Annotated in this window: 8 protein-coding genes; all 8 read left to right on the top strand. The window is 32.0% G+C overall.

What is annotated here, in order from left to right:
• The first annotated feature begins 4 nt into the window (after positions 1 to 4).
• The gene (locus tag GQR92_RS08755) at positions 5 to 1,579 is read left to right on the top strand and encodes a RagB/SusD family nutrient uptake outer membrane protein (RefSeq protein ID WP_158838822.1); all 1,575 of its coding nucleotides are present in this window, start codon (positions 5 to 7) and stop codon (positions 1,577 to 1,579) included.
• A 12-nt stretch (positions 1,580 to 1,591) separates the two neighbouring features.
• Positions 1,592 to 2,767, top strand: coding sequence for a hypothetical protein (locus tag GQR92_RS08750; RefSeq protein WP_158838821.1), 1,176 nt, complete (start codon positions 1,592 to 1,594; stop codon positions 2,765 to 2,767).
• Positions 2,768 to 2,788: 21 nt separating this feature from the next.
• On the top strand, positions 2,789 to 4,282 hold the full coding sequence (locus tag GQR92_RS08745) for a PKD domain-containing protein (RefSeq protein ID WP_158838819.1): 1,494 nt from the start codon (positions 2,789 to 2,791) through the stop codon (positions 4,280 to 4,282).
• A 579-nt stretch (positions 4,283 to 4,861) separates the two neighbouring features.
• Positions 4,862 to 7,891, top strand: a complete 3,030-nt coding sequence (locus GQR92_RS08740; RefSeq protein ID WP_158838817.1) for a SusC/RagA family TonB-linked outer membrane protein — start codon at positions 4,862 to 4,864, stop codon at positions 7,889 to 7,891.
• Positions 7,892 to 7,915: 24 nt separating this feature from the next.
• Positions 7,916 to 9,559, top strand: a complete 1,644-nt coding sequence (locus GQR92_RS08735) for a RagB/SusD family nutrient uptake outer membrane protein (RefSeq protein ID WP_158838815.1) — start codon at positions 7,916 to 7,918, stop codon at positions 9,557 to 9,559.
• Positions 9,560 to 9,731: 172 nt separating this feature from the next.
• Positions 9,732 to 10,436 (top strand): FadR/GntR family transcriptional regulator, encoded by a 705-nt coding sequence (locus tag GQR92_RS08730; RefSeq protein WP_158838813.1) that lies wholly within the window; start codon positions 9,732 to 9,734, stop codon positions 10,434 to 10,436.
• A gap of 15 nt (positions 10,437 to 10,451) precedes the next feature.
• Positions 10,452 to 11,753 (top strand): MFS transporter, encoded by a 1,302-nt coding sequence (locus GQR92_RS08725; RefSeq protein ID WP_158838812.1) that lies wholly within the window; start codon positions 10,452 to 10,454, stop codon positions 11,751 to 11,753.
• Positions 11,754 to 11,791: 38 nt separating this feature from the next.
• Entirely contained in the window at positions 11,792 to 12,556 is a 765-nt protein-coding gene (locus tag GQR92_RS08720) for an SDR family NAD(P)-dependent oxidoreductase (protein WP_158838809.1), read from the top strand.
• The last annotated feature ends 112 nt before the right edge of the window (positions 12,557 to 12,668 follow it).

Below are 12,668 nucleotides of genomic sequence, written 5' to 3'. Positions count from 1 at the left end.
AATTATGAAAAATATATATAAAAATATAATAGTTTGTTTTTCTTTTATGGCTTTGTTAACAAGCTGTGAAACAGAACTAGACCTTAGTAACCCTACGGCGCTTTCTTTAGAAGAATTACTGCAAACGGATGATGGTTTTATAGCATTATCAAATGGAGTTTTAGATGCTTATCAAAAAATTCCAGCAAATGAATTCTTATTAACAGAGTTAAGATCAGATAATGTAAGAGCAAATTCAGAAAATGGAAATTTCCCTGCAATTAGTGCTTATAATGTAGATCCTAATAATGGAGATGTTGCTACTTATTATTCTAATAATATGCATGTAATTAAACATGCAAACACTATTATCGATAACCGTTTTTTAGCTCCAGAAAGCCAACAATATACTGTTGGTGAAGCTTATTTTATGAGAGCTTTAAGTCACTTTAATTTAGTTAGAGCATATCAAAATGTTCCTTATATAGATAAGGTTTTAGATATTACTAATGAAGAAGCATTAGAATATCCGCAGTTGGCAGAAGCAGAAGTTTATGAGAAAATTATTAATGATTTTAAAACTTCAATAGCTTATTTAAATGATGCGGAACAAAATAGATACCGTCCTTCTAAAGGCGCTGCAATTTGTTTAGCTGCAAAAGCATATTTAAGTCAACCAAACCCAAATTATACAGAAGCAGAACTTTTATTAGCTTCTGTTGTAGAAAATAATACTTCTTATGGGTATAACTTATTGTATACCGAAAGAAATAACGCTGTAGATTTTGATGGAATTACAGATGTTTTAACGGATCAAGAATATTATGCAAACTTAATTGTTGATTTTGGTCACGTATTTGGTAATCAAATATCTAATGGTTATACAGACGGAGTACTTGATGGTTCTTGGTCTAATAATGCTGGGTTTGAAATTAATAATGAAGTAATATTTTCTATTGCTTATGATTTAGTAAGTAGTGATAATTACGTAACTAGTGATAGTGGTTTAAATGATCAGGTGGAAACAGATTCAGAATCACATAGTTTTGCAATGACATTGCAAGGACCTTCTAATGGAGTAAATATTGCCACTCTTGATTTTTTAGAGGTGATGAATCCAGAATTACAACCCGTAAGATTCTATGCAAGTATTAATGCATTATCATACAACCCAGCAGACATAACTAATGATACTTTTAATGCTAAATTTCCTACAGATGGAGAAATAGGAGACAATGATTGGATTGTTTTAAGATATGCAGATGTGTTGTTATTATATGCAGAAGCAATTATAGGAAACAACGATAGTACTACAGATTCTAGAGCAATAGAAGCTTTTAATGAAGTTAGATTTAGAGCAGGTCTGGAAGAGGTTGCTAATTTAACAAAACAACAATTATTAGATGAAAGAAGAGTAGAGTTTGTATATGAAAATCAACGTTTATATGACTTGGTAAGGTTTGGTGTTGCAGATGAGGTTTTGGTAAAATTTTCGGCAGAAAACAGTTTAAATTATACAAGTCCAAAAAAATACCTTCCTTTTCCTCAGAGAGAAATAGACAATTTACCTAATTTTTATTCACAGAATAGTGGATACTAAAAACGCATAATTATGAAAAAATATTTGTTTAAATTAAAATATATTGTGTTAGGGATATTCTTAACGCTAGCCTCTTGTATTAATGATGATTTACCTGGAGTAGGAGATTTAGAAGACTTTACAAGTCCAACTCCTTTTTACACTTTAACAGACGTTACCTCTTCAGAATTTGACTGTAATGATGTTGAGTTATGGGCTAAGTATGAATTCAATTTTCAGGCGGGTTCTAATTTAGCGGTAAACGGTACACATTATGATTGGACCGTTTCTCCATCAGAAGGAGTAACTTTTGTTCATAAAGATTTGCCTATTCTAAAGCAATCAATTGAAGCAGAGTTAGCTACAACCTTAGCTTTAGAAAATGAAATTGCAAAACTAGAGTTTAAAATTCCATGTGAATCAAATCAAGATAAAATTGATGTTTTAAATGCTTCAATTGTAGATTTAAAAGCACAATTAGCAGCGGCAGAAGAAGCAATTACAGCCGAGGCAGCACTAAATGTAGCTAATTTAGAAACTCAAATATTAGAGTTAACTGCAGCTACTTTACAAGATCAAGAGTTAATATTTTCTTTTCCAGATCCAGGTGAATATACAGTTGGTTTAACAGTAACAGATAATTTAGGTAAATCTGCATATACAGAAAAATTAATAACTGTTAATCAGGCAATACCAACAATTGCAACACCAGAAATTGGTGAGCCAGGTTTTGAAGATAATAGTCTGTTTGATGGAACTGGAGACGGTAGAGCTTCTTGGAAAGCACCTAGTTCTTCATTATGGGGTTCCGTTTTTCAAGTCAACTCAAAATCAGCAGGAATTTTACCAGAAGGTTTACAAGCAGCTAAATTTCCTTCAGACGGAACAAGATCTTTATATCAAGAAATAGAAGTTACACAGGGTGCAACGTATGTGTTAACCTATTTTAGTGCATTTAACTTAGATAGTGAAGGTGGCGAAATGACAGTATCTGTTTTAGTACCTACTACTGGTTCTTATGCAGAGTCTTTACTAACAGAGAATATTATTGCATCTAGAACAGATACAGGAGCAGGTAGAGTTGCAGACGTTTTTAAAAAACACGCCATTACATTTGAAGCAGGAGATAATGAAACGGTAATCATTTATGGTAGAAACAAAAATGATGAAATAAGAATAGATTCATTTGATATAATAGTTAAACAATAATTTAAATCTAAAATAGATATTATGATTTATAAATTAATTAAAAAATTTAATAGGAGTGTTTTGGCACTTTCTTTTATCCTTTTAGGTTTTGTATCATGTTATGATAATGGATATGAGGAATTTGTACCTCCAACAGGAAGCGTAAATAACATACAACCTAGTACACTTTTTACTACGAGTACAGATGCTAGCGATAATTTAACAATGGTCTTTAGAAGTTACTCTACAGATGCCGCTTCTTACTTGTGGGATTTTGGAGACGGTACTTCATCAACAGAAGCAAACCCAGATTATAAATATGCTAAAGGAGGTGAGTATATGGTAAAATTGACCACTACAAGTACAGATGGTTTAGTTGCCGTAGATTCATCTAAAGTAGCACCTGTTTTTGTCGATTTTAACTTTACAAGTGTAGATTCTAAAGTCACTTTCGAAAACTTAACTTCTGGAGCAAAATCTTTAGTTTGGAGCTTTGGAGATGGTGAAACAGTAACTTGGAACTCGGAAGATACAGAGCAAGATGCAGATTATAATCCTTCTTATATTTATAAAACAGCAGATACTTTTATCGCAAAATTAACAGTAACTAATTTTTTAGATGTAGAGGTTGCAGTATCAAAAAATATAGAAGGGTTGGTGTTGTCTACAGTACCAGATTTTACTTTTGATGGTAATGGTCTTGTTGTTCAATTTACAGATGCTTCTTTGTTAGCAGCAACTTATAGCTGGGATTTTGGAGACGGAAGTTCGCTATCTAATGACGTAAATCCACTTCATACTTATCTTGCAGAAGGAACTTACGAAGTTACTTTAACAACTACTAATGAGGCAGGGGTAGAAAAAAGTGAAACAAAATCTGTTCCTGTAGGGGCTGTAAAACCTACTTTTAAAGCAATTGTACAAAACGGAACTGGTGATGATTTTCAAAAAGAAACAAGTGATAATGCTGATGCTTGGGATATGACTCCTAATAGCAAGGTAAAAGATGACGTTGCTGGAGAAATAGATAGTCCATATAGAGCAATTTGGAATAATACTGCTCTTAATAGTTATATTGATGGAGAATTTGGTACTAATGAACAACCAGGTTCATCAGGTGATGGTTCTTATGTTAATGGTAAAAAAACCAGATCTATTAAATTGGCTAATACTTCTAGACGTTTATATCAAGTTGTAGCAGTAGAGCCAGGTGTTGTTTATACATTTACTATTGATACACGTTCTGAAGCAGAAGGGATTAATACCGAAATTTTTATTTTAAATAATGAAATTACTACAGAAGAAGACATAAATACCGACCCTGCAAATAATAGTAATGTAGATGCGTATTTTAATATAACGAATGATTTTAACTCAAGTAAAGGTTCTTCTAGTGATAATACATTTACCACTAGCACATTTACATTTGAAGCAACAGCGAATATTGTTGTAATTTATGCAAGAGCATTAAATGCTAAAGATAGCAGTAACGAGGTGTTTATAGATAACATAGATATTATTACTCCTGGATTTTAATTTACCTTAAGTAAAATAAATTTCTTTAAAATTGTAATATCACCTATTTCAATTGATAAATAAAAGATAGACTATTTTTAAAGTCTATAAAACATAGATTACACACATTATACTTTCTAAGTAATGTGTGTAATTTTTTTTGTCCCATTTTATTCAAATCAACTTTACTCGTTTTAAAGATGCTTTCTGCATTATAAAACTCGTATTGTTTTCTTATTTATTAACTTTAGTATAGTTAAACTTCTGTGATAATACTTCTCGTAAATACTTAATGTCTTGTACAATACTCTTTATGGGAGTTGTTTTTGTGCCAATAAAATTGCAATAATCATAATATTTACACTTTGTTTTGTGAAATAATTAACAAATAGTTTTTTTATTTCAATAAAAAGCATATATTTGGTCAACCAGTTTGGTTAACCAGTTTGGTTTACCAAAAATTTTAACTAGAAGTTACGTAGAACAACAAAATATTAAGTATTGATTATAGCAGAGTTTATATTTAATATGTTCTATTAAATTTCTAAATGATTAAAGTAGTAATTCAAAATAATTCAAAACAATTCAAAACAATTAACTATGAACTTAAAAATTAAGTTAGTATTTATTGCAATGTTTTTCTTAAGTGCAATTAATTATGCACAAGAAAGCGTTACGGTAAAAGGAAGTGTTACGTCCATGACAGATCAACAACCTATTTTAGGAGCCAACATTATCATTGCTGGTACTGAAACGGGAACTAGTACAGATTTTGATGGTAATTATCAATTGAAAGTAAAAAGTGGAGATGTTTTACAGTTTTCTTATGTAGGTTTTACATCAAAATCAGTAACGTTTACAGGTCAAAAAACAATAAATGTAGAACTAGATGAAGACGCTAGTTTGTTAGATGAAATTGTAGTTGTAGGTTATGGTTCTCGTAAAAAGAGCGATATAACTGGTTCTGTATCTTCAGTAACTGCAGATGAGTTAAGTGCATTTCCTGTATTAAATGCAGAGCAAGCATTACAAGGTCGTGCAGCTGGTGTAGTTGTACAGTCTAATAATGGTGGTGAGCCAGGAGCACCTATTAGTATTAAAATTAGAGGTAATACTTCTATTAGTGCAGATAGTTCTCCTTTAATAGTAGTAGATGGTTTTGTGGGTGCATCTATGCCTCAAGCAAACGATATTGCTTCTTTAGAGGTTTTAAAAGATGCTTCTGCAACAGCTATTTATGGTTCTAGAGGTTCTAATGGTGTTGTAATGGTAACAACCAAAAAAGGTAAAAGTGGTAGAATGACTATTGAGTTAAATACTACGTATGCAGTTCAAAATACTTCGAATAGATTAGATTTATTAAATGCAGATGAATTTGCTACTTATCAAAAAATATTAGACCCTAGTTATGTTCAAGGTACTGCTGATACTGATTGGCAAGATTTAATTTATACAACAGGTAGTACAGCAAATCATCAAGTTTCTTTCTCTGGAGGTTCAGATAAAATTAACTTTTATGCTTCTGGTAACTACTTTGAGCAAGATGGTATTATTGTTAATTCTGGTTTCGAAAAAATGACTTTCTTATCAAATATAGATGCACAAATATCAGATAAGTTAAAATTAGGAATGAATCTTTTTGGAAGTAGAGGTACTAAAAATGGTGTTGCTACACAATCTAATGGTTCTGTAACAGTTGGTGGAGATGATGTTATTTCTTTAGCAATGAGATTTGCTCCAGATCAGCCTATAACAGAAGCAGATGGTAATTTTACAGTAAATTCTATTGGTGATGAAGTAGACAACCCATATGCGGTAGCTACAGAAAGACAAGATGAAACCAAAACAGATAATTTTAGAGTAAATTTCTATGCAAATTATGATATTTTAGAGAACCTTACTTTTAAAACAACATTTGGTTTAAGTACTTTAAATAGAACTAGAGGAACATATCAACCATCTACATTAAAAATTACTGCTTCTAGAGAAGGAGGAATTGCAAATTTAGAGAATACAAGAACTACTAACGTTTTAAATGAAAACTATTTAACTTATAATAGAGAAATAGGTAAAGGAGATTTAACATTATTAGCAGGGGTTTCTTATCAGAAAAATACAGCAGAATATTTTTCTGCAGCAGGTTCTGGTTTTATTTCAGATAGTTTTTCTTACTATGCTTTAGATAAAGCAACAACATTATTACAACCAGATTCTTCTTTAGCAGAATACGAAATTCAATCTCAGTTTGGTAGAGTAAATTATGATTATGATGATAAATATTTAATTACGGCTACTGTAAGACGTGATGGAGCATCTAATTTTGCTGCAAATCATAAATATGCAATCTTCCCTTCTGCAGCTTTAGGATGGAAAGTTTCTAACGAAAAATTCTTAGTAGAAAATGAAACAATCTCTAATTTAAAATTAAGAGCAAGTTATGGTATTACTGGTAACCCTTCTATTGATCCTTACGGTTCTTTAGCTAAATTATCTAGTTTGTATGCTTCTAGTAACGGGCAAACTGTAAATGCTATTTCTACAGATCAAGCTGCAAACCCAGATTTAAAATGGGAGTCTTCTTACCAAGCAAACTTTGGTGTAGATTTAGGTTTATTAAACAATAGATTTAAAGTGTCTTTAGATTATTATAATATTGATACAAAAGATTTAATTTTAAGTAATGCTGGTATTCCTGAGTATTTTGGAAATACGAATACAGAAAGTTTAGCTAACTTAGGTGAAATTAATAATAGAGGATTTGAAATATCTATAAACACTAGAAATATTTCTAATGAAAACTTTAGTTGGAATACAGATTTTAACTTAGCAGCAAACAAAAATAAAGTAGTTGCTTTAGTAAAAGATGCAGATGTATTTAACAATGGTGCTCCTAGTTATTTAAGTAGTTCTGGAACTACAAGAACTAATATTTTAAGAGTAGGAGAAGAAGTAGGTTTGTTTTATGGATATGATTATGCAGGTGTTTACCAAGGTGGTGCTTTTCCAGAAGGAACAGCAACAACTTCAGGAAGTGTTGCGGGAGATCCATTATTTAAAGATTTAGACGGTGGAGGTGTTATTAATGCAGAAGATAGAACAATTATAGGAAACCCGAATGCAGATTATACTTTTGGTATTACAAACAACTTTACTTATAAAGACTTTGATTTAAGTATCTTTTTTCAGGGTTCACAAGGTGGTGAGATTTTTAACATGACCAATGTACAATTGTTTAATGGTGATGCAAATACTACTAGAGACCACTTTAATAGTGCTTGGACATCTACAAATACAAATACAAATACCCCTCGTATAGGTAATAATAGTAATAGAGAGTTTTCTTCTCGTTTTGTTGAAGACGGTAGTTATGTTAGATTAAAAAATATTGCTTTAGGTTATAATTTACCTTCAGATATTTCTGAAAAATTAGGTATGGATAATGTGAGATTTTCAGTAAGTGCACAAAACTTATTAACTTTTACAAACTATTCTGGACTAGATCCTGAAGTAAATTATGCTGGTTCTTCTTCTGGGAACGCTAATCAATCTGCTAATACAGTACAAGGATTTGATTTTGGAAACTATCCAACAGTAAAATCAGTTAATGTAAGTCTTAACATTAAATTTTAATCAATAATTCAAAAATATAAAAACATGAAAACATATAAATATTTATTCATATTATTGATGAGCATATCAGTAATTGGATGTTCAGATTTAATAGAAGAACCTGTGGGAGTATTAGCTCCTGATGGTTTCTTTCAAAGCCCAAAAGATATACAGACGGCTGTAGATGGAGCCTTTACACATGCTATTAATGAGAAGTTTTGGGGAAGAAAATTGTCTATAGCATTAATGTTACGTTCAGACATGGTAGATTTAGCTTCAGATGAAGCTAGAAGAAGAGAGCATAATGAATTTACTACATTAACCGATAATGGTATGATTAGTGAATTCTGGTTAAAAACATATCAAGGAATCGCTGCAGCTAATTTAGCAATAGATGGTGCTACTTATGTAGATGTTGCTGACGATCTTAAGAACCCAGTAACTGCTCAAGCTCACTTTATTAGAGCATTCTATTATTTTCACTTAGTAAGACAATTTGGAGCTGTACCTTATATTGATGCACCAGTTACAGATGCAGTAGCAGGTGGAGCTATTACAAGAACTCCAGCAGCAGAAGTATATGAAAATATTATTGCTGATTTAGAGTTTGCTAAAACTTGGTTACCAAACACACAAGCTTCTAGAGCGATACCTGCTAAATCTGCAGCAAGTTCTTATTTAGCTTTAGTGTATTTAACAATGGGTGAATATCAAAAAGCTTTTACGGAAGCTAAAGATGTGATTACTAAAAAAGGAACTTACCAATTAGCGTTAGAAGCGGATTATCAATCGTTGTTTGATGCTACTAAAATTGACGCTTCATTAGAGCCTATATTTGCAATAGATTATAATAATTTTGAAGCTCCTGATAATGGATATGATCAGATAGCTCCAATGACAGGTATTAGAGGAAGTGATACAAACGGAGGTGGTTGGTCTGTTGCTGTTCCTGCTCTTAAAGTTTATACTGCATGGGCTGCAGGAGATTACAGAAGAGCTGTAAGTATGGATGATTTTTCTTATTTTGGAGGTCTTAAAGTAGGTTATAATGAGTGTTACAAGACTAAAGCAGACGGTACTTCTTCTGGGTTTTGGGAAGATAGTAATGGTGATTGTGTGCAATACTCTGAAGACGCTGATAAAGATGGAATTAATGAGTCAGGAGATATAATTCCAGCAGGAGGTTATAAAACTGCAGGACCACACAAATTTGCTAAAAATCAACCTTATGTTGCAAAATACACACGTTTTCCAGGGCCTTTTGCAAGAGGTAATGGTAGAGCAACAAGTCATAATTATTCTATGATGCGTTATGCGGAAGTATTATTAATTGCTGCTGAGGCAGCTGTAGAAATTGGAGATAATGCATCTGCAATTACCTATATGAATGAGGTAAGAGCAAGAGCAAGATCTGGAGGTTCTTGGTTAAATACAGCAGCAAGTGCAGTACCTGCTAACATTACAGGAACTGTAACTGTAAATGATGTTTTAGAAGAACGTAAACTTGAGTTGGCTTTTGAATGTAAAAGATGGTATGATATTGCTAGAAGGAAAATAGGAGCAACTGTATTTAGTGCATCTGGTTTAGAAGGAGCAAAAGCCGCTTTTTCTGCAGATGATTATTTAATGCCATTACCAGGAGATGAGTTAGAAAGAAACCCTAGCTTAACTCAAAATACAGGTTACTAGATTTAATAATATTCTAATATACATAGTATTTAATTTTGCTGGTAAATTTCTTTGCCAGCAAAGTTTAAAACACAATTATAAGTATCTCATTAAGTTCTATAAAAAAGATTTGTTTTTTATATATTTACGCAGTTAAACTGGTTAACCAGTTTTTGTATTAAAAATCTAGAATATGAAGTTAGAAGTAGTTACTAAAAATGAAAATCAAGAGGTTCAAAAAGAAATCATAATTGGTATAAAGGATTTAATTAATTATAAAAATTTAGAACCTGGAGATAAGTTACCTTCTGAAAGAATGCTTTCAGAAAAGTTTAAAGTAAGTAGAAGTAATGTAAGAGAAGCCATACACCGTTTAGAATTTTATGGTTTATTAAAATCTAGACCACAAAGTGGAACTTTTGTTGCAAACATTGGTGTTACTGCTTTAAATGGAATGATTGATGACATTGTTAAATTAGATAAACCAGAGTTTAAGTCACTTGTTGAAACTAGAATCTTATTAGAGTTAAAAACATCTAGATTAGCTGCTTTAAGAAGAACAGATGATGATTTATTTAAATTGAATGAAGCACTTGAAGCTTATAAAATAAAAGTATTAAATGGAGAAGATGCTGTGCAAGAAGATTTATTGTTTCATTTAGCAATAGCAAAAGCCAGTGGTAATAGCACAATGAATACGTTTATGCTAATTATTACTCCAGAAATTATTACTAATTTTAAGACGCATCATGTATGTGATGCAGGTTTGGCACAAAGAGGAATAAATGATCATCAAGCTATTTTTGATGCAATTAAAGAAAAGAATCCTCAACTAGCAAAACAAAAAATGAAAGAGCATTTTAAAGAACTCTACATGTATTGCTATAATTTAGAATAATAAAAAATTATAAACATGAAAATAAAAGGATTACGTTGGTGGGTTGTAGGACTTGTAGCTTTGGCAGCAGTTATAAATTATATTGATAGGCAAGCTTTTGGTGCTCTTTGGCCTGATATTGCAAATGACTTATTTCCAGAGATGGATAAAGATGGACATAAGGCTATCTATGGTACAATATCAACTGTATTTATACTATCATATGCAGGAGGGCAAGCCCTTTTTGGTAAGATTTTTGACTGGATGGGAACTAGAATAGGTTTCGCCCTTTCTATTGGAGTTTGGTCTATTGCTACCGCTTTACATGCTTTTGCACAAGGAATGTTAAGTTTTTCAATCTTTAGGTCTATATTAGGAATTGCAGAAGCCGGAAATTGGCCCGGTGCTGCAAAAGCTAATGCCGAATGGTTTCCAACTAAAGAGAGAGCATTAGCTCAAGGAATCTTTAATTCAGGGGCAGCTATTGGAGGTATAGTAGCTTATCCGGTTATTGGTTTATTATCTGCTTATTATGACTGGAAAGCAATATTTATAGTTGTTGCAGTACTTGGTTTTTTATGGTTGTTACCTTGGTTGTTTATTGTAAAATCAGATCCAAAATCTCATCCTTGGTTGTCAGATAATGAAAAAAAATATATTCTATCTGGACAAGAAAATCAAGATATTGATGGAGATGGCAGTTATGATGAAGGGTATACTCCTACCACAGGAGAACTATTAAAACGTAAAGAAAGTTGGGGAGTGATAATTGCATCTGCTGCAATTGATCCTATCTGGTGGCTTTTTATTGTTTGGATTCCAATTTATCTGTCAGAAGTTTTTGGTCTAAATATTAAGGAAATTGCATTTTCTGCATGGGTACCTTATGTTGGTGCCATGGTAGGAGCTATATTTGGAGGATTACTTGCCAAAAATAGACTTACAGCTGGATGGTCTGTAGATAAAACACGAAAAATGACTATAACTTTAGGTTGTTTAATTATGATTCCTTGCTTTTTCTTGTTAAAAGCACCTGGATCAGCATTTAATGCAGTAATTATTATGGCTGTTTTGCTTTTTGGATTTCAAGTAGCAATAGGAAATATACAAACTATTCCAAGTGATCTTTATAGTGGAAAGATTGTTGGTACACTTTCAGGATTTGCAGGTATGGCTGCTAAACTTGGTGCAGCAGGGCTTACTATCTTAGTTACATTTGTAACTACTGGGGGTAATTATACACCTGCATTTTTAATTGGTGGAGCATTAGCTATAATTGCATTAACATCTGTTTGGGTATTAATACCTAAAATAGAGCCATTAAAATCAAAAAATTAATAAAAATAATAACGAATTATATTAAAATTATATATAAAATGAGTAAAATAGAAAATAAAGTTGCTGTAATTACAGGAGCTACAGGAGGAATTGGTTTTGCAGTAGCAAAAAGATTAGGAAAGGATGGTTATACTGTAGTTTTAAACGGTATCGATGATGAAGCTGGAGCAAAAAGAGTTAAAGAATTAGAAGCAGAAGGTATTACCGCTGAGTATTATGGGTTTGATGTTACTAAAGATGAAGCTGTAACAGCAAATATTACTGAGATAGGTGAAAAATATGGTCATATTGATGTGTTAGTAAATAATGCAGGTGGTTTAGGTGGTAGATCTAGATTTGAAGAAATGACTACTGAATTTTATAGATTTGTAATGGCTTTAAACCTTGATTCAACATTTTTTGCATCTAGAGCAGCAATTCCTTTTCTTAAGAAAAGTGAAAATGCTTCAATTATTAACTATACATCTAATGCTGCTTGGAACGCAGGTGGACCGGGAGCAGGAATCTATGGTACATCTAAAGCAGGTGTACACGCAATAACAAGAGCTTTGGCAAAAGATTTAGCAGAATATGGTATTAGAGTAAATGCAGTATCTCCGGGTACAATTGATACTCCTTTTCATGCTCAAATTAAAGCTACTAAGCCAGAAGTGTTTGCTTCTTGGGCAAATAGCATTATGTTAGGAAGATTGGGTCAACCAGAAGATGTTGCAGGTGTTGTAGCTTTCTTAGCAAGTAAAGATGCGGCTTTTATTACTGCAGAAACTATTCAAGTTGGTGGTGGACAAGCGTTAGGTATCTAAGTAAAAGTTTTTTATTGGATTTAATATTTATTAAAACCGTTTTGTAATTTTTTACAAAACGGTTTTTCTTTTTTAATGTTTCTGTTGATTCTAAAATGTTTTTATCTCATTA

The organism is Polaribacter sp. L3A8 (genome assembly GCF_009796785.1).
Lineage (GTDB): Bacteria > Bacteroidota > Bacteroidia > Flavobacteriales > Flavobacteriaceae > Polaribacter.
This window is presented reverse-complemented; position numbering and strand designations above follow the sequence as displayed.

Coding starts and splice junctions, on each gene's coding strand:
- GQR92_RS08725 (WP_158838812.1), top strand. CDS start 10,452: ATGAAAATAAAAGGATTACGTTGGTGGGTTGTAGGACTTGTAGCTTTG.
- GQR92_RS08755 (WP_158838822.1), top strand. CDS start 5: ATGAAAAATATATATAAAAATATAATAGTTTGTTTTTCTTTTATGGCT.
- GQR92_RS08730 (WP_158838813.1), top strand. CDS start 9,732: ATGAAGTTAGAAGTAGTTACTAAAAATGAAAATCAAGAGGTTCAAAAA.
- GQR92_RS08750 (WP_158838821.1), top strand. CDS start 1,592: ATGAAAAAATATTTGTTTAAATTAAAATATATTGTGTTAGGGATATTC.
- GQR92_RS08735 (WP_158838815.1), top strand. CDS start 7,916: ATGAAAACATATAAATATTTATTCATATTATTGATGAGCATATCAGTA.
- GQR92_RS08740 (WP_158838817.1), top strand. CDS start 4,862: ATGAACTTAAAAATTAAGTTAGTATTTATTGCAATGTTTTTCTTAAGT.
- GQR92_RS08720 (WP_158838809.1), top strand. CDS start 11,792: ATGAGTAAAATAGAAAATAAAGTTGCTGTAATTACAGGAGCTACAGGA.
- GQR92_RS08745 (WP_158838819.1), top strand. CDS start 2,789: ATGATTTATAAATTAATTAAAAAATTTAATAGGAGTGTTTTGGCACTT.